This window comes from Thalassospira lucentensis (genome assembly GCF_001613805.1).
Lineage (GTDB): Bacteria > Pseudomonadota > Alphaproteobacteria > Rhodospirillales > Thalassospiraceae > Thalassospira > Thalassospira lucentensis_A.
The window spans coordinates 1-19,089 of sequence record NZ_LPVY01000007.1 but is presented as its reverse complement, the minus strand read 5'-3'; the positions used below and the strand labels follow the sequence as shown (position 1 = coordinate 19,089).

Here is a 19,089-nt window from a genome sequence, read left to right as displayed (position 1 = left end):
GCGGGGCTTTTCATTTTGCTTACAAGCCTCATCAGACCTGAACTGTTTTCTGACGCTGGCTTCCAAGCCCTTCGACGCCAAGCTCCATGACATCGCCGGGTTTCAGGAAACGTTGCGGTGTCATACCCATGCCAACACCGGGCGGAGTCCCCGTTGTGATGATGTCGCCCGGCTGCAGGGTCATGAATTTCGACAGATAGCTGATCAGATGGGCAACGCCGTAAACCATGGTTGCCGTACTGCCATTCTGGACGCGTTCGCCGTTCAGTTCCAGCCACAGGCGCAGGTTCTGCGGATCGGCAATCTCGTCACGTGTCACCAGCCACGGGCCGATCGGACCAAACGTGTCGTGGCTTTTGCCTTTCACCCACTGCCCGGCATGTTCAAGCTGAAACGCGCGTTCGGACACATCATTGACCACACAGTAACCTGCCACATGATCAAGCGCCTCTGCCTCGGTCACATATTTGGCTTCCTTGCCGATCACGATGCCCAGTTCGACTTCCCAGTCGGATTTTTGCGAACCGCGTGGAATTTCCACATCGTCATTCGGGCCGCAAACCGCCGACGTTGCCTTGAAAAAGATGATCGGCTCAGGCGGCACCTGCATGCCTGCTTCGGCCGCGTGATCGGAATAGTTCAGACCAATGCAGATAAACTTGCCCGGTTTGGCAACACAGGCACCGATCCGCGGGTTGCCTGAGACGACCGGAAGGCCTGCCGAATCAAGGGTGGCAATTTTGGCAAAGGTGGCATCGGAAATGGTGTCTGGATTGAAGTCCTCGATCACCGCCGACAAATCTCGGATTACACCGCCCTGATCCAGTAATCCGGGTTTTTCCGCACCAACAGCGCCGAAACGCAGTAGTTTCATTTTGTTTCCTCCCATGATCGGTCTATTTGCATTCCTCATACAAATAATTTGACATGCGGTCCAGCAACGATCCGCAACCCCCAAAACAAAAGGGCCGCATATTTGCGGCCCTTTCTGGTATCTTTTATGCGGCCCTTTCTGGTATCTTTTATAAGGTCAGGCAAGGTTGGCGCTGAAAAACTCGGTCGTTCTTGAATTGGCGGTTTCAGCATCCTTCTCGTCGTAATGCGCCCCTCCCTTACGCGCAAAGGCGTGATCACGACCTGGATAGAAATGCAGCTCTGTCAACGGATGATCATCAAGCGCGTCCTTGATAACCGCCTGCGCATCGGCTGGGATATACTCATCATTCCCGGCAAGGTGAATGATCACCGGCTGTTTGATCTTTCCGGCCTCGCCGACATAATTGTTCATCCCACCGCCGTAATAGACCGCAAATGCATCGCCATCGGTGCGCGTCGCCGACAGGAAGGTCAAAAGCCCGCCAAGGCAGAAACCGACAACCCCGGCTTTGCCATTTGCGCCATCAAGCTTGCGCGCTGCCTGAAGGGTTGCGGCGATATCTTCGACGCCCTTATCGACATTAAATGCCTGATAATAGCCAAATGCCTGTGTCCATTCTTCTTCGGTCTTGTCGGTGATTTCGATCCCTGGCTCGATCCGCCAGAACAGATCGGGACAAACCGCAATATATCCCTGCTTGGCATAATCATCGGCAATGCCCCGCATCACGGCGTTAACGCCAAAAATTTCCTGAATAACCACCACCACCGGTGCCGGTAACTTGGCAGGCATGGCGACATAGGCATCGAAATTTCCGTCTGGCGTCGTTACGGTCAGCTTGCTGGTCATGATGGTCCTCCTTGTCGATATCCGATTTTTCCGGCGACGCCGGTTGTTTCCCTGTTGAGGTATTGGATTGTACCGGTTTCGCAAGGGGTTAAATGGAAGCAATCTGTTTATTCGTCATCAACGCGCAAGGTAAATGGCAGAGTAATTAAAACATCCAGCCCACCGCCATCCCGGTTGCGAATGGAAATTTCCCCGCCATGCGCCTTGATCGCACGCCGTGCAATTGACAAACCCAGTCCGAAACCGGCGCCGTTTATTCCCGGTTCCCCGCGAATGAATGGTTCAAACATATTTTCAAGCTGTTCAGCAGGAATGCCTGGCCCCTGATCGGATATGGTGATGCAGAAAACATTGCGACTGGCATCTGCTTCGGCAGAAATCCGGACAAGTTGACCTTCGCGTGAATGACGAAGGGCATTACGCACTATATTCTCAAAGGCCCGCCGCAGAAGTTCGGCGTTGCCGACCACCACCGGTACTTCACCGTGCCAGTTGCGTTTAATCGCAAGGTTTGTCTGGACCTTGATCCCGGTCGCCTCGGCCTCAAACCGGGCATCACTAACAACACGGCCCAGCAGATGGTCGATATCAAGCCATGTCTGGTTCTGGCTGGCGCCGCTTTCCGCACGCGACAGGGTCAGAAGTTCACCAACCAGTTCATCCAGACGAATGGTTTCCTTTTCAATCCGGTCAAGTGATCCTTCGATCCGTTCCGGTTTCTGGCGCGCCAGCCCAACAGCCAATTGCATCCGCGCCAGCGGGGACCGCAGTTCATGCGATACGTCGTTCAATAGGCGGTCGCGTGCCTCGATCAATTGTTGCAATCGCACGGCCATCACATCGAAATCACGCGCCAGATCAGCAATCTCGTCACGTCTAAGGCCGATCTTTTCGCCCAGTCGCCATGTCAGATCCCCGGTCGACAGTCGCTCGAACCCTTCCTGAAGCTGGCGGATCGGTCGGGTCAGATACCAGGCAAGCACGCCGCTAAACACAAACCCTCCCAGCACGCCCGCAATCACCAACGGGGTCGGCACATTGAACCGCCCCCGCTCCGGGATAGACGCAACGATATCGGTCACATCAAACTTCAAATGCACAAGCAACCCGACCGGGCTAACCGCATCACGTGACAGAAACCCGTTTTCGCGGATCTCCTCGAACCGGACGGGGGGGAATGTTTCAGGTACGGAACCGCGCACGGAGCTGTCGGTGCGGTTTGCATCCGGCTCGATACTTAGTCGGACACGTTCATTGTCGGGCCAGTGTGCAATCGCCTTCTCAAGCGCACCAATACCTTCGGCCTCGATAATTCTTGCAGCAGTATCGATATAACCGCGTGCCGTTTCCTGCAGATATCCGACATGATAGGGTTTGGGTGGATCACCATATAACGTAAAAAGAAGCCACACGCCCTGCCATATCCCCATGAAGGTCAAAGCAAACCCGATCAGGATTTTCCAGAATAACCGTCCTCTCATATGTCCTGCCTCAGACGATAGCCAAAGCCGCGCACAGTTTCGATCAGGCCAACATCGTTACTGACAGATTGAAGCTTCTGTCGAAGGTTGCTCATATGGACATCAATCGAACGATCATAAACCTCGCGCGGGCGGCCCAGCACCTTCATCGAAAGCTCGTTTTTTGACATTGCCCGTTCTCTGGCACGCATCAGAACTTCCAGAAGATTGAATTCCGATACCGTCAGTTCCATGTCTTGACCATCAAACTGCGCCACCCGGCGTGCGGTATTAAGCCGCAATTTGCCAAGAACGATTTCGTCGCCATTGTCCGGCCCGCCTGCATCCCGGCGGCTTTCGCCAACCGGTTCGGCCCGGCGCAGAACCGCGCGAATGCGCGCCACCAGCTCGCGTGGATAGTATGGTTTGGGTATGTAATCATCCGCCCCCAGTTCCAGCCCGACAACCCGGTCGACATCGTCGCCCTTGGCGGTCAGCATGATCACCGGCACCCGGCTTTTGGTACGCAATTCGCGCAGTACTTCAATTCCGCCTATGCCCGGCATCATGATATCAAGCAACACAACGGAAAACCCGCCATCCAGCGCCATACGCAGGCCATCCTTACCGTTATAGGCGTTGGCGATCTCGAACCCCTCACCTTCAAGATACTCGCCCAGCATCGTGCCGAGTTCGACATCATCATCAACAAGCAGAATTCTGGTCACGGTTTCCGGGTCTTTCAAATGCGGGTTAACTCCTGTTCATGATGACATTCTAGCGCTTAAAACGCCTGACGAAAGGCACGGATGGCGAACTTTACACATTCCTTACAGATCATTTTCATCCCCCTCACCCCGTTCTGACAAAGGGGTTGCTATGTCTGGGATGCCCGATGGCTCAATTGCCTTTCGCCGTCGGGTGCGTTTCATCCAAGGACATGAAAGCCCGATGAAGAAATCATCCAGAACCGCACGTAACCTTGTCATCGCCGTGATCATCATCTTGGCAGCAGGATGGATGGCACAGGCCTATCTGTTCCCGTCCGAAGCCAAAACCGGTTATGTCACCACCAAACCCCGTATCGGCAAGGTTGCCGATACGGTTCTGGCAAGTGGCACCATCACGGCTTCTAAACTGGTCAGTGTCGGCGCGCAGGTGTCCGGGCAGATCAAGGCACTGCATGTCGATCTCGGTGATGAAATCAAGGAAGGCGATCTGATTGCCGAAATCGATCCATCAACACAACAGAATGATTTGCGCGATGCCGAGGCCGCCCTTGCCAATATCAAGGCACAGCTTGCCGCCAAGCAGGCCGAACTGAAACAGGCGGAACTTGATTATGCACGGCAGAAAAAGATGCGTGCGCTTGATGCCTCGCCACAGGAAGATTTCGAAAGTGCCGAGGCAACCCTTAATGTGACCAAGGCTGAAATCGCAGCGCTCAACGCGCAAATCGATCAGGCAAAAATCGCCGTTGATACCGCCGAGATTGATCTGGGATATACCAAAATCCTGGCCCCCATGGATGGTACGGTTGTTGCCCTGCCAGTCAAGGAAGGGCAGACCGTGAACGCCGCCCAATCCACGCCGACCATCATAAAACTCGCACAGCTCGACACCATGACGGTCGAGGCCGAAATATCCGAGGCCGACGTCATCCGCGTTCGTGAAGGCCAACCGGTCAGCTTCACCATTCTGGGCGATCCCGACACGCGCTATGAAAGCACCCTTCGCGCCATCGAACCCGCCCCGACCGGAATCGAGGATGACGACGACAATACCGATGACGAAGCCGTTTATTACAATGGTCTGTTTGACATCGCCAATCCGGATCACCGCCTGCGCGTCTGGATGACAGCCGAAGTCACCATAACACTAAACGAAGTTGAAAATGCGTTGATCATTCCGTCCGCCGCGCTGAGTGGTCCGGACAAGGACGGGCTATATACCGTTCAGGTTCTTAACGACAAAGGTGACACGATTGAAAAGCCGGTCACGGTCGGCATGAACACCAATATCAACGCGCAGATCATCAGTGGCATTTCCGAAAATGACGACATTGTTATCGGCGCGACCAGCGGTGTGGTCGCCACCAGCCAATCCATACGTCGTGGCCCGGGGGGGATGTTCTGATCATGAACCAGATAGGGAGCAATACATACAAAACCCCGCTGATCGAAATCCGCGATCTGTGGCGTCACTATCCGGCGGGCGAAGATCGCATTGCCGTCCTAAAGGGCGTCAATCTGACGATTGAACGCGGCGAGATGGTTGCGATCATTGGCGCTTCCGGGTCGGGTAAATCGACCCTGATGAATATTCTGGGCTGTCTTGATCGACCGACTGGTGGGGAATACCGGGTTAATGGCCGCCTGACAGGCAATCTGGAACCCGATGAACTGGCCGCCCTTCGGCGCGAATATTTCGGCTTTATCTTTCAGCGCTATCATCTGCTGTCGGATTTAAGCGCGCTTGGCAATGTCGAAGTCCCGTCGATCTATGCCGGGTTTGATGCCGAAACACGGCGTGACCGGGCAATGGATATCTTGACCCGTGTCGGGCTTGGCGACCGCATTCATCACCGCCCCAGCCAGCTTTCCGGCGGGCAGCAGCAACGTGTCAGTATTGCGCGCGCCCTGATGAATGGCGGCGACGTCATTCTGGCCGATGAACCAACCGGTGCACTCGATAGCCAAAGCGGTGCACAGACGCTTGAACTGCTGCGCAACCTGCATCGCGATGGCCATACGGTCATTCTGGTCACCCATGATCATGATGTTGCCGCCCATGCCGAACGCATCATTGAAATCCGTGACGGCGAAATCATCCGTGATGAACGCCAGACGCAGGCCTTCATACAATCCGGTCCCCGTAAAAAGGTCGAAAACCATACCCATCGGTCATCACGCATTCGGGCCGAAATCGACCGGTTTACCGAGGCATTCAAAATGGCGCTGGTGGCAATGAATGCTCACCGGTTGCGGACCTTTCTGACGATGCTGGGCATCATTATCGGGATCGCATCGGTGGTGTCGGTCGTAGCCCTTGGCCAAGGATCGCAGGATCGCATCCTTGCCGATATCAGTTCAATCGCGACCAATACGATTGATGTCAATCGCGGCAAGGATTTTGGTGATCGCGATGCCAGTCAGATCAGGACATTGACTGCGGCCGATGCCGATGTGCTGTCGACCCAGTACTATGTCGACAGCGTCACCCCCCGTGTTTCAAGCACCGTCACCCTGCGGTATGGCAATATTGAAGTGGATGCCACTGTTGCCGGTGTCGGCACCGATTATTATCGGGTGCGCGGCTATGAAATGGCCGATGGCATCTGGTTTAACAGCCTTGCCGTCGACAAACGCAGCCAGGATGCGGTCATTGACGACAATACGCGCGAAAAGCTGTTTCCCAATGGCGAAGACCCGCTGGGGCAGGTGATTTTCCTTGGCACTGTCCCGGTACGCATCATTGGTGTTACCGCGCCAAAGGACAGCACCTTTGGCAATAATGACAGCCTGAACATCTGGGTTCCCTACACCACCGCACTGACCCGAATTCTCGGCCAGAATTACCTAAGCAGCATCACCGTCCGTATTGATGACGCAGTCCAAACCGCATTGGCGCAACAGAACATCGAAACCCTTCTGACCCGGCGACACGGCGTGAAAGACTTTTTCACGATCAATACCGACACCATCCGTGAAACCATCGAAAAGACCACCAGCACCATGACGCTTCTGATTTCGTCGATTGCTGTGATTTCCCTGATTGTTGGTGGCATTGGCGTGATGAATATCATGCTGGTGTCGGTTACCGAACGCACCGGTGAAATCGGGGTACGGATGGCGGTCGGCGCACGTCAAAGCGACATTCTTCGACAATTCCTGATCGAGGCGGTTCTGGTCTGTATCCTTGGCGGGGCGCTTGGCGTTCTGACAGCCCTTGGCATCGGGGTTCTGTTCGATGCGATGGGAAGCTCGTTTTCAATGGTCTATTCGACAACCTCGATTGTCGCGGCTTTTGCCTGCGCCACATTGATCGGAATTTCATTCGGCTTTCTGCCTGCCCGCAATGCCGCCCGGCTTGATCCGGTCGACGCCCTGTCGCGCGATTGACGGAGAATACAAAAATGATCACACGGATTTTAAAAACCGGGACCATCCTGTCTATGATTGCACTCGCAGGATGCAGCAGCCTGACCGAAACCCGATATTCCCGTCCGGATATTGCGGCGGAAAACAGTTGGAACGGATCTGCCACCACATCGGACAACAGCCGCGCATCCGACATCGCCGCCACGCAAGACTGGTGGCAAAATTTCGGCGATGACCAGCTTGACGCACTTATCGCCCGAGCACTTGAACGCAATAACGATCTCGCTGCCGCCACCATCAAGGTTCGCAAGGCACAACTGACTGCGGGCCTCGCCGAAGATGACCTGTATCCAGATTTTTCCGGTGGTGCGGATGCGTCGGTTTCGCGCGATCTGGACGAGGATAACGGCAGCACGCGAAGCTTTGGCACCAATGCCGGAATCAGTTACGAACTCGATCTTTGGGGCAAGCTTGGCCATGATTACGACGCCGCCCGCTGGGAAGCACTGGCGACCCTTGAAGATCGTGAAAGCACGGCACTATCGCTGATCGGCACCACCGCCACCCTTTATTGGCAGGCTGTCTATTATCAGCAACGACTAGATATTGCACAGGCCAGCATCGATTATGCTCAGCAAACCCTTGATCTGGTGGATGTTCAGTATGCGTCCGGTTCGACATCATCGCTGGAACTGTTCGAAGCCCGCCAGAACCTTGAAAGCCAGTTGGCCGATTATACCCAGATCGAACAAAGTCTGACTGAAACCAAAAACGCCCTATCGATCCTGTTTGACCGCCCACCGGGCGATATTGCAATCCCGCGCGCAACATTGCCATCAGATGCCCTGCCCGATGTGGCCGCTGGATTACCATCCGAATTGCTGTCGCGCCGGCCCGATGTTCGGGCGGCGGAATTGCGCCTGAAGGAAAGCGTTTCGGATTTGAATTCGGTCAAAACCAGCTTGCTGCCAACCCTGACCCTGACAGGCGATCTGGGCACCAGCAGCGATCAGTTGCGCAACCTCTTGCAAAATCCAATCGGCACGCTGGGCGCAAGCCTTGCCCTGCCGTTCCTGAACTGGAACGAGGGGCAGCTCAACATCAAGGTATCCGAGGCCGAATATGAACAGGCTGTCGCTGAATTCCGTCAGACAGCCTACGAAGCCATGAGCGACGTTGAAAACGCTCTTTCGGCCCGCACACAGTATGATCGTCGTGCAGCCCGGCTTGAAGCCGCGCTTGACGCCGCACGAAATGCCGAACGGATTTATGAAACCCGTTTCCGATCAGGGGCAGTCGCCATGCAGGATTGGCTGGACGCGCAGGAAACCAGACGCACAGCCGAAGAATCCGTTCTGGCCAACCAGCTTGATCGCATTACAAATCTGATCACGCTCTATCAGGCACTGGGCGGCGACGCCACCCCAGCCAATGCCCAAACCAGCCCGGCACCGGATACTTCAGCCGCCTGATACCAACCACCAAACAGGGAAACAGATGATGCGTTTTGAAAATCTTTCGCACCATATAGGTCATGTCCTGATCCTTTTCGGGGCAGGATTATGCGCAACCGCGATCCTGCTTGGCGAAAGCCGGGCGGCACAGGATCGCAAGTATGACACTGGATTTGATCGTCAGGCGAGTATCAGTTTCGCCACGGATTGACCGCACGGCGGTCCACCACACCGGGCACAATTCCGCGTGCCGCGTTCGATACATGATCCATCACGTTGCTGGCCGCGATATCGTATTGACGGGCGATCATGCGTTTTTGCCGTTCGGCAAATAACGGTGCACGATCCGCCAGATCAATCGGGCTTCCGGCGGTTTCGGTCCCGGCAAGGAACGCGTCACGATCCAGCCAGTCAAGCGTATTTTTCGTCAGATCAAGGCGCAGCACATCGCCATCGCGCAAATGACCGATGCCGCCACCAGAAAATGCTTCCGGGACCATATGGCCGATGCAGGCCCCCTTGGTCACGCCGGAATAACGGCCATCGGTAATCAGCATACTGGATGCTTCAAGGATGCGATGATGGCGCAGGTTCTGGGACGGTGAAAACATTTCCGGCATGCCGTAGGCTTCCGGCCCCTGCCCACCAATGACAAAGGCAAAGGACAAATGCCCCTGTGCCAGCATGTCCTTGGGCGCATCCATATCAACCCGGTTGCCGCCATTGCGCCGGACCACGGCAGCAATCAGGTCTTCGTCCACACCATCAGTTTCAATCAAACGCGTCACCAGATCGGGCGACGCAAAATCAGCATTGCAGACATGCTCGTTTTCGTAATAACGCACGATGAAAACGTGATCGTCGAAATGTTCGATCAGATGGTCGCTCATACCAGATGTCTTGACCGCACAATTATCAAAGAAACTGCCGGTCAGAACGTCAACACCGGACCGCTTGCGCACCGGTGTTGCCCGGATAACCGATTTATCCCCCAGCGACAGATCAACGGGGTTTTCAAGATTTGCAATCCTTTCCCCCCACGTCTTGCCAAGAACCGTCGGCGCATCAAGATCCATCGCCACACCAAGATCGGCCAGAATGCGATAGATGCTTTCCATGCCGCGGTTTTTGCCTTCGGCCATTTGCTGCGCCAGAACAAAGGTATCGCGGTTTTCGGTCAGACTATGGGCGAAGATTTCCGGCACCGGCGTTTTAAGACGCACATCCTGATAATCATCAATCGTCACATCAAACCCGGCATAGCGCATCATGAATGGCAAATGCAGCAGCATGTTGCTGCTTGACCCCGTGGCATTGTGAATGCGGACGAAATTGGCAAAGTTGCGTTTCAACAGATTGCTGATCGCATATTCGGGCTTGTTAAACACCCCAAACAGCGCATCAATCCCGGCCGCCACTGCCGCATAGGGCGGCACATCGGTCAGCAACTCCAGTTCCGGCGGCGTCAGGCCAAAGGCTGCCAGCATCGTCCGCGATGAATTACCTGTACCGTTAAAGGCGCAAATTCCCCCCTTGGAATCACAGGTCGCCCCGGCAAGCTCGTCAAGAACCCGGCGTTCCATCTTGCCATCGATAATGCCTAGCAACCGCGCACGATCCAGCAACCCGGCAAAGGCTTCATCCGATGTGCATTGCAGGATATAGCGCATGTTTTCACGAATATCGCCGCCGAGGTCATCATGCCCGGCATGATCCGCATCATCAGCAATTTTATCAAGCAATCGACGGGTGCCGTCGGGAATTTCGCCACCCTTCAGCACGTGGGACGGGGCAAATACCGCCCAAACCGGGGCCTGATCACCGCGATATTTCCGCGCCTGATCGGCCGCCGCCAAACCGGCCACAACGGCGGCGGGTGATTTGTCGCACCCGGCAATCACATAGGCCGCATGATAACTGTGGCCTTCAAAGGTAATGTTCACGGCGGCCGCCGTATGGTTGCGTGACGCAAGCGAATAACTTTGGCCGATATTGTTTTGCGCCGTGCCATCGCAGATTACCGGTACATGAAACAGGAACGGCACCCCGCCCATTTCCCAGATACGAATGGCCGCCATCAAGGCCTGTGGCCGATCAAGCAAATGCGCAGGATGATCCGGTGCGCCGCCGATAATCGCAATGCGTGGCCGGTTTTCCACCAGCCGCCCGACCACATCACGGATTTCGGGCACCGCAAATTTCCGGTCACTGGCAACAACCGGGTTTTCATTCACCGCATCACGCAAAAGACGGACAACCGTAATCGGCTGATTGGCCAACCCCTGAATACAGTCGCGATAGGGATTGGCTTTTTCATCAATGGTGATGGCATTGGGGATGGATCGGGATTGGTGGGGCATGATCGTCTCTGACTGCGGGATATCGGGGCTGCGGAATACTGGCGATTATGGCGTAACGTTACTTCGTTTTGGGCAGACTATCAGACAAGTCCGCCGTCGACGATAAAGCTTTGTGACGAACATGCCGATGACACGTCAGATGCGAGGAAAAGCACCATCTGTGCAACATCATCCCCGACAAGTCGACGCTTGATGCATTGTTCGGACTGAATGCGCTCTTCATCTTCCGGGCTGATCCAAAGGTCAAGCTGTCGCTGGGTAATGATACAGCCCGGAATGACCGTATTGACCCGGATACCATCCGCACCCCAATCACGCGCCAGTGCGCGCGTCATGCCAACCACACCGGCTTTGGCCGTTTCATAACCGACCAGATCGGGCAGCCCCATCAAATAACTTACCGAACTGAAATTAATGATGCTGCCCCGGCCCTTCTCGGCCATGCCCTTTGCCACGGCACGCGAACAGAAAAACTGGTGTGACAGATTGACATCAAGCTTATCACGCCATTCATCCGGCCCGGTTTCTTCGGGGCTGTGGCGATCATCACGCGCGGCATTATTGACCAGCACATCAATCACTCCGATTTTCGATGCCATTTCGGTAATGGCCTTGGGAATTCGGGCCTGATCGCGCAGATCAAGTGACATGTAGTACGGACGAACATCCAGATCGCGTTCGATTTCGGCACACAGTTTTGCCGCCGCCGCATCATCAATATCAAAAAAGCCGACCCGCGCACCCTGCGCACAAAAGGCCCGGACGATAGAAGCGCCAATGCCCGACGCACCACCGGTTACAAGAACCGATTTGCCGTCTATGTCGTGATAACTCGCTGTCATGACGTTCCCTGACTTGTTTTCATCTTTTATTTTTCGATATCAAATTAAATGCTGCGCTGCACCAACTCAAATCCACATAGAATCAACTAAACATGCGGTTCAATGATGGGTTTGAGCCTGAAAAGCGAGATTTTTAATTTGTTCATTAAAAAAAATTTGACAGGACGGATCGAAGGCGTCAACATTTTTTCGACAACAAAAATAAATGTCACTGCAAGACACATATCATTCAGGGAAGAAACAGATGAAAAAACTCCTCTCCTCGGTCGCACTGGCCGGTGCCGTGCTGTTTTCCGCCAATGCCTTTGCTGACGATCTGATCGTTGGCGTCAGCTGGTCGAACTTCCAGGAAGAACGCTGGAAAACCGACGAAGCCGCCATTGTGAAGGCACTGGAAGCAGCCGGCGCAGAATATATCAGCGCAGATGCTCAAAGCTCGCCGTCCAAACAGCTTTCCGATATCGAAAGCCTGATTTCACGTGGTGCAGACGCATTGATCGTTCTCGCACAGGATTCATCATCGATCGGCGCTGCGGTTACGCAGGCGATCAATGAAGGCATTCCGGTGGTTGGTTATGACCGCCTGATCGAAGACCCGAACGCCTATTACATTACGTTCAACAACAAGGAAGTCGGCCGTCTGCAGGCCGAAGCCGTGTTTGGCGAACAGCCGAAAGGCAATTACGTCTTTATCAAGGGCGCACCGACCGACCCGAACGCCAATATCCTGCATGAAGGCCAGCTTGAAATCCTTCAGGCCGCAATTGATAGCGGCGACATCAAGGTCGTCGGCGAAGCCTATACCGATAGCTGGCAGCCCGCCATCGCCCAGCGCAACATGGAACAGTTCCTGACGGCTGCCGATAACAAGGTTGATGCCGTTGTCGCCTCGAACGATGGCACTGCTGGCGGTGTTGTTGCCGCCCTTTCGGCACAGGGCATGCAGGGCATCCCGGTTTCCGGTCAGGATGGGGATCACGCCGCACTTAACCGTGTTGCTCTTGGCACTCAGACGGTTTCGGTCTGGAAAGATGCCCGCCTTCTGGGACAGCGCGCAGCCGAAATCGCGGTTGAGCTGGCAAAAGGTGCAAAACTTGGTGATGTCGAAGGCACCCAAGACTGGAACAGCCCGAACGGCGTCACCATGAAATCCTACTTCCTTGATCCGGTGGCGATAACCCAGAACAAGCTTGATCTTGTGATTGATGCAGGCTGGGTATCGAAAGACGTCGTCTGCAAAGGGGTTGAAAGCGGCAAGGTCGCTGCCTGTAACTAGGCAGGTTTCCTCCCTCCGACCTTGTTAAACCCCGGGGCCGGCCGCACCCTTTCGACCGGCCCCGCTGCCTGACGAGCATTTTACATGACAAGACTACTTGCCAAGATGGAAGTCGACCGCCGCCTTGTGGGGCTCGCCGTTGTGCTTCTGGTTATCTGGATCGGCTTTGATGTTGCCTCCGGTGGCCGCTTCATCACCCCGCGAAACATCTTTAACCTGTCAGTCCAGACCGCCTCTGTTGCCGTGATGGCCTGCGGGATGGTCCTGATTATCGTCACCCGCCATATCGATCTTTCGGTCGGTGCGGTGCTGGGGGTTCTGGCGATGATCATGGGTGTGGTGCAAACCGACTTCCTGCCGCAATTTCTTGAATACAATCATCCGGTGACCTGGATCATCACCCTGCTTGTCGGCTTGGTCGTCGGGGCTGCAATTGGTGGCGTTCAGGGGCTTGCCGTTGGTTATCTTGGCGTTCCGGCCTTTATCGTAACCCTGGGCGGGCTCCTGGTCTGGCGCGGGGCGGCTTGGTGGGTGACACAGGGGCGTACCGTTGCCCCGCTCGATCATAATTTCATGCTGCTTGGCGGCGGGATCGAAGGCACGATTGGCGCCACATGGAGCTGGATCGTGGCCGCGATTGCGATTGTCGCGATCATCTATGCCGCGATCATGGAACGCCGCCGCAGGCTTTCCTTCCAGTTCCCGGTCAAACCGATCTGGGCGGAATATACCAATACACTGATCAAGGCCGGGCTGGTTCTGGTGGCGATCATCACGCTAAATGCCTATCACCTGCCCGAACGCGCCGCCGAACGTATTCTTGAGGATCGCGGCATTCCGGTAACGGCGGAAAACCTTTTGATTTCGCACGGCATTCCGATCCCGCTTCTGATTGTGGCACTGGTCGCCATCGTGCTGACCATCGTTGCCAAACGCACCCGGTTCGGGCGCTATGTCTTTGCCATGGGCGGCAACCCACAAGCAGCCGAACTGGCCGGGATCAATGTCAAACGCATGACGGTTGCGGTCTTTGCCCTGATGGGTGTCCTGTGCGCGATCAGTGCGGCGATTTCATCGGCACGCCTGCAATCGGCGGGCAACGATCTTGGCACGCTTGACGAATTGCGCGTGATTGCTGCGGTTGTGATTGGCGGCACGTCGCTGGCGGGCGGTGTTGGCACCATTTACGGTGCGCTGATTGGCGCCCTAGTGATGCAAAGCCTGCAAAGCGGTATGGCGCTTCTAGGCGTTGATACATCGCTGCAAAGCATCGTCATCGGCCTTGTGCTTGTCCTTGCCGTGTTCAGCGACAAATATTTCCACCGTCGCTATAGCGACCCGACCAGCTAGGAGCATAGGGATATGAACGATATCAAAACCGGTCAAAACCCGCTGGTCGAAATGCGCGACATTCATATCAGCTTTGGCGGGGTCAAGGCGGTCGACGGGGTTTCCATCGATCTTTATCCCGGCGAAGTGGTTGGCGTGCTTGGCCATAATGGTGCAGGCAAATCAACCCTGATCAAGGTGCTTTCGGGCGCATATAAGGCCGATACAGGCCAGATCATCGTCGATGGTCGTGAAGCCAAAATTGAAAATGCGCGCGATGCCCGTGACAACAATATCGAAACCATCTATCAGAACCTGGCCCTTGCCGACAATCTCGACGCCGCACAGAACCTGTTTCTGGGTCGTGAAATCGTCGACAGGCTAGGCTTTCTGGATGATGCGGCGATGGAACACAAGGCCCGCGAAGTCCTGCATCGCCTGAATCCGAATTTCCATAAATTCACATCACCGGTTTCGGCCCTTTCGGGCGGGCAACGCCAATCGGTCGCGATTGCGCGCGCGCTTTTGTTCGAAGCCCGCGTCCTGATCATGGATGAACCCTGCGCGGCACTTGGCGTGCATGAAACCCGCATGGTCGGCGAACTGATTGCCCAGCTTAAACGTGACGGGCTCGGTATTTTGTTGATCAGTCACGATCTTCATGATGTGTTTGATTTGTCTGATCGTTTGCATGTTATGAAGAACGGCAAGCTGGTCGGCACCGTCCCGACCAAGGATGTCACCCATGACGATGTTCTGGGCATGATCATTCTGGGTAAAATGCCCGAACATCTTATGCATCTGGCCGGGCCGGGTGCCACCAACGCCCCGAACAAAGAGGCTCCCGAATGACTATCGACTTTCCGAATACCGCCCGCGATATTCTGCCCGACGATCATGGCAATGCCATCTTGGTTGGTCGCGTCTGGGATCCACGCGTTTCCGGCCCGACCCCGGCCGTTGTCGATCAGGGAAACCTTCGCGATATCAGCAAACTGGCCCCGACGATCAGCCAGCTTCTCGAACGCGAGGACTTGGTATCGCAGCTTCGTAACCCGTCGGGTTTCCCGCTGGTCGGCACCCTGGATGACATTGTTGCCGCATCCAGGCCCGGTGCAGGATCGCAAACCTTGCATCTGCTCAGCCCCAATGACCTTCAGGCGATCAAGGCCAGCGGTGTCACCTTTGTCGCAAGCCTTCTGGAACGTGTGATCGAAGAACAGGCGCGCGGCGACGCCAGCAAGGCCGACCTGATCCGCACCGAAATCACCGGCATCATCGGCGATGACCTGTCACAGATCGAACCGGGATCGAAAAAGGCCGCGGACATCAAGGAAGTCCTGATCGGCAAAGGCGCATGGTCGCAATATCTTGAAGTCGGCATTGGCCCGGATGCGGAAATCTTTACCAAATCCCCGCCAATGTCCGCCGTCGGTCATGGCGCGCATGTTGGCCTGCATCCGATTTCAAACTGGAACAACCCGGAACCCGAAGTTGTTCTCGCCGTCAGCTCAAAGGGCAAAATCATCGGTGCGACCCTTGGCAACGATGTCAACCTGCGCGACATCGAAGGCCGCTCAGCATTGCTTCTGGGCAAGGCAAAGGACAATAACGGCTCCTGCGCCATCGGACCGTTCATCCGCATTTTTGATGGTAATTTCACGCTTGAAACCGTCAAGCAGGCCGATCTTAAAATGGCGGTCGACGGACAGGATGGCTATCACCTTGATGCTGGCTCCTCCATGAGCCAGATCAGTCGCTCACCCGAAAGCCTCGCCGCACAGGCATGCGGCAAACATCATCAATATCCGGATGGCTTCATGCTGTTTCTGGGCACGATGTTTGCGCCCACCGATGATCGTGGCGGCAAAGGCAAGGGCTTTACCCATGAAATGGGCGACCTTGTCACCATTTCGACCCCTTGCCTTGGCACACTTTGCAATCAGGTCGACCGGTCAGACGCAATTGCGCCCTGGACCTTTGGCATCACGGCGTTGATGACCAATCTGGCCGCGCGCGGATTGCTTTAACCCGGTGCATCACCAGCTTGCCAAAGCGGTAAAAAACATGCCCTTATCCGGAACCGGGTTTTCTCCCGGTTCCGGTCCCGCCTTGCAGAATAACAGGCCCCGCCCATGAGCCGTCGAACCGATCACGATACTCCGCGCCAACCGTCCCAGATTGCCATTCTGCGCTTTCTGCGTATCCATGGCCCGGCCGCACGGATCGATATTGGTAATGCCACCGGATTAAGCCCGGCAACAGTTACCTCGCTGACCGCCGATCTGATTGCACAGGGGCTGGTCAAGGAAACCCAGGGCACACCAAACGGCACGAATGGCAATGGCGGCCAAAGTGCTACACGCGGCCGCCCCAAGGTTCTGCTTGATCTCGTTCCCTCTGCAGCCAGTGTGATTGGTGTCAAACTGACCATCAATCTTGTTGAAATCGCGTTGGGCAATTTCAAGGGGGAGATTGAACGCAGCATCCAGCACAGCATCAATACCCGCGATCTTGATGAAACATCGCTGGTGACGACACTTTGCGATCTGATTGATCAGTTCATTGCCGATAACCGCGATATCGCGCCAAACCCGCCCATCGGGATCGGCATCGCCATACAGGGTGTCGCCGACAGCAACAGCGGCGAAATTATCTGGTCACCGGCCCTTCGCAATCGTCACATCGCGATTACCAAACCGTTACGCGAACGCTTTGGCGGGATTGTCCAGATGTCAAACGATGCCAACTGTATTGCGACCGCAATTACCCAGAATAACGATCTTGGCGGCAATGGCGATTTTGCCGTGATCATGCTGGGATATGGCGTGGGTATGGGGCTTGTCCTGAACGGGGCGGTCTATAACGGGCATTTTGGCGCGGCCGCCGAATTTGGCCATATGAAATACCAGCCCGACGGGCCGCTTTGCAATTGCGGGCGACGCGGTTGTATTGAAGCCTATATCGGGGATTACGCCATTTTGCGTGATGCCAGCGGCCTTATTGACCTGCCCGATCCCAACAGTCTGCATCCCAGTGAAAAACAGATGATGGATCTGGTCAGACGGGCGCGTGACGGCCACGACGACCTTGCCGATCTGTTCCGCCACGCCGGAAAGGTACTGGGATATGGCATTGCCAATCTGATCGCCCTTCTGGGACCGGAACGCATCCTGATTACCGGTTCCGGCGCACGTGCCTATGATCTGATGGAACCCGAAATCGAACGTGGCCTTCGCGAGGCACAGGTGCCGGAACTGCGTAACGGGCCCAAGATCATCCACTTGCCGTGGGACAAGGATCTGGCATTGCAGGGTGCAATCGGCCAAAGCCTTTTGCGCCATGACGAAAGCATGTTCGCCAATCCACCGGCAAACTGACCGGATCACTTGGCTAGACCCGAAATGCAAAAAGCCGCCCGAAACAGGGCGGCTTTACGCAGTATTCAGCAAAGCATAACGGGATCAGCGACCCGTTTTTTTGCGCCATGCCTCATAATTGGCTTTGGTTTCGTCCTTGGTCGCCGGATAAAGGCCGATGATCGGCTTACCTGCCAGGACTTCTTCAAGAACGAAGTCCTCGAAGCTTTCCATGCCTGCGCATTCCTCAGCCAGCTCGTCGGCAAGATGGGCCGGAATGACAACAACGCCATCCTTATCCCCAACCAGAACATCCCCCGGGAAAACCGGCGCATCGCCACACCCGATCGGGACGTTAAGGTCATAAGCCTCGTGCAGGGTCAGGTTAGTCGGTGCCGACGGGCGGTTGTGATAGGCATGGATATCAAGTTTGCCAATGCCTTCGGCATCACGGAAACCACCATCGGTAACGATACCAACAACGCCGCGCTTCATCAGGCGGGTCACGAGGATCGATCCGGCAGACGCAGCGCGCGCGTCCTTGCGGCTATCCATCACCAGAACGTGACCAGTTGGGCATTGTTCAACCGCAATACGCTGCGGATGGTTTGGATCGCGGAAAACCTCGATCGGGTTGCGGTCTTCGCGGGCCGGAATATAACGCAGGGTATAAGCCTGCCCGACCATGTTTTCACCTTTTGGCGCAACCGGGCCGACATCCTGAATAAACTGATTGCGCAGGCCACGTTTGAAAAGGGCAGTGCAAAGCGAGGCCGTGCTGACGTTCTTAAGCTTCTCGCGCGTTGCGTCGCCAAGGACATAATCGCTCATTATATGAACTCCGTAGGTGCGCCGGGGCGCGATCACCCCGGCAAATCAATAAAATGCGATCAGGCCAGATCAGCCGGCAGGACATCGGTGGGGATGTTCTGATAGCAAACCGGACGCAGGAAGCGACGGATCGACATGGTACCAACCGATGTCGCCCCGAAATTTGTCGATGCCGGGTATGGTCCGCCATGCACCATGGTGTCGGAAACCTCGACCCCGGTCGGGAAACCATTGGCCAGAATACGCCCCGCCTTGCGTTCCAAAATCGGCAGCAACGAACGCGCATCCGCCGCATCCCCGCCATCCATATGGATCGTGCAGGTCAGCTGACCTTCAAGCGCCCTGGCAATCG

At 55.5% G+C, this 19,089-nt stretch carries 16 protein-coding genes and 1 pseudogene; 9 read left to right on the top strand and 8 right to left on the bottom strand.

What is annotated here, in order from left to right:
• Positions 1-31: 31 nt before the first annotated feature.
• The 4 genes from AUP42_RS08215 to AUP42_RS08200 form a co-directional block, all read right to left on the bottom strand.
• Positions 32-874: a fumarylacetoacetate hydrolase family protein gene (locus AUP42_RS08215; protein WP_062950769.1), complete on the bottom strand. Its 843-nt coding sequence runs from the start codon at positions 872-874 to the stop codon at positions 32-34.
• 156 nt (positions 875-1,030) lie between these two features.
• A complete protein-coding gene (locus tag AUP42_RS08210; RefSeq protein WP_062950768.1) occupies positions 1,031-1,726 on the bottom strand; it encodes a dienelactone hydrolase family protein in 696 nt (231 codons plus the stop codon).
• A gap of 107 nt (positions 1,727-1,833) precedes the next feature.
• On the bottom strand, positions 1,834-3,207 hold the full coding sequence (locus AUP42_RS08205; RefSeq protein WP_062950765.1) for a HAMP domain-containing sensor histidine kinase: 1,374 nt from the start codon (positions 3,205-3,207) through the stop codon (positions 1,834-1,836).
• Positions 3,204-3,914 (bottom strand): response regulator transcription factor, encoded by a 711-nt coding sequence (locus tag AUP42_RS08200; protein WP_231858200.1) that lies wholly within the window; start codon positions 3,912-3,914, stop codon positions 3,204-3,206. Before AUP42_RS08200 ends, AUP42_RS08205 begins: the two co-directional genes overlap by 4 nt.
• Positions 3,915-4,137: 223 nt before the next feature.
• Between AUP42_RS08200 and AUP42_RS08195 the strand changes: the two genes are divergently transcribed.
• The 4 genes from AUP42_RS08195 to AUP42_RS21365 are packed head-to-tail and all read left to right on the top strand — an operon-like array spanning position 4,138 to position 8,951.
• Complete coding sequence (locus AUP42_RS08195; RefSeq protein WP_062950896.1) at positions 4,138-5,322, top strand: efflux RND transporter periplasmic adaptor subunit; 1,185 nt, start codon at positions 4,138-4,140, stop codon at positions 5,320-5,322.
• 2 nt (positions 5,323-5,324) lie between these two features.
• On the top strand, positions 5,325-7,307 hold the full coding sequence (locus AUP42_RS08190) for a MacB family efflux pump subunit (RefSeq protein ID WP_062950763.1): 1,983 nt from the start codon (positions 5,325-5,327) through the stop codon (positions 7,305-7,307).
• A gap of 14 nt (positions 7,308-7,321) precedes the next feature.
• Complete coding sequence (locus tag AUP42_RS08185) at positions 7,322-8,758, top strand: efflux transporter outer membrane subunit (protein WP_062950762.1); 1,437 nt, start codon at positions 7,322-7,324, stop codon at positions 8,756-8,758.
• A gap of 25 nt (positions 8,759-8,783) precedes the next feature.
• Positions 8,784-8,951, top strand: coding sequence for a hypothetical protein (locus tag AUP42_RS21365; protein ID WP_156484580.1), 168 nt, complete (start codon positions 8,784-8,786; stop codon positions 8,949-8,951).
• On the opposite strand, the gene AUP42_RS08180 is transcribed toward AUP42_RS21365, so the two are convergent.
• Together AUP42_RS08180 and AUP42_RS08175 are read right to left on the bottom strand one after the other, a co-directional pair.
• A complete protein-coding gene (locus AUP42_RS08180; RefSeq protein WP_062950760.1) occupies positions 8,932-11,100 on the bottom strand; it encodes a dihydroxy-acid dehydratase in 2,169 nt (722 codons plus the stop codon). The genes AUP42_RS21365 and AUP42_RS08180 overlap by 20 nt on opposite strands.
• Positions 11,101-11,180: 80 nt before the next feature.
• The gene (locus tag AUP42_RS08175; protein ID WP_062950756.1) at positions 11,181-11,942 is read right to left on the bottom strand and encodes an SDR family NAD(P)-dependent oxidoreductase; all 762 of its coding nucleotides are present in this window, start codon (positions 11,940-11,942) and stop codon (positions 11,181-11,183) included.
• 244 nt (positions 11,943-12,186) lie between these two features.
• On the opposite strand from AUP42_RS08175, the gene xylF reads away from it, so the two are divergent.
• From xylF to AUP42_RS08150, 5 genes are all read left to right on the top strand, one after another.
• Complete coding sequence (gene xylF / locus AUP42_RS08170; protein WP_062950754.1) at positions 12,187-13,218, top strand: D-xylose ABC transporter substrate-binding protein; 1,032 nt, start codon at positions 12,187-12,189, stop codon at positions 13,216-13,218.
• 84 nt (positions 13,219-13,302) lie between these two features.
• Positions 13,303-14,568: a sugar ABC transporter permease gene (locus tag AUP42_RS08165; protein WP_197468256.1), complete on the top strand. Its 1,266-nt coding sequence runs from the start codon at positions 13,303-13,305 to the stop codon at positions 14,566-14,568.
• A gap of 12 nt (positions 14,569-14,580) precedes the next feature.
• Positions 14,581-15,399: an ATP-binding cassette domain-containing protein gene (locus AUP42_RS08160; protein WP_170954231.1), complete on the top strand. Its 819-nt coding sequence runs from the start codon at positions 14,581-14,583 to the stop codon at positions 15,397-15,399.
• Positions 15,396-16,577 (top strand): fumarylacetoacetate hydrolase family protein, encoded by a 1,182-nt coding sequence (locus tag AUP42_RS08155; protein ID WP_062950750.1) that lies wholly within the window; start codon positions 15,396-15,398, stop codon positions 16,575-16,577. The genes AUP42_RS08160 and AUP42_RS08155 overlap by 4 nt, the downstream gene beginning before the upstream one ends.
• 105 nt (positions 16,578-16,682) lie before the next feature.
• A complete protein-coding gene (locus AUP42_RS08150; RefSeq protein WP_062950748.1) occupies positions 16,683-17,927 on the top strand; it encodes an ROK family transcriptional regulator in 1,245 nt (414 codons plus the stop codon).
• Positions 17,928-18,011: 84 nt separating this feature from the next.
• Here AUP42_RS08150 and AUP42_RS08145 read toward each other — a convergent pair whose 3' ends face one another.
• Positions 18,012-18,737 carry a ribonuclease activity regulator RraA gene (locus AUP42_RS08145; protein WP_062950745.1) on the bottom strand — a complete coding sequence of 242 codons (726 nt, stop codon included), beginning with the start codon at positions 18,735-18,737 and terminating at the stop codon, positions 18,012-18,014.
• A 59-nt stretch (positions 18,738-18,796) separates the two neighbouring features.
• Positions 18,797-19,089 (bottom strand): annotated as a pseudogene (locus AUP42_RS21535) (aldehyde dehydrogenase (NADP(+))); the annotation flags it as partial.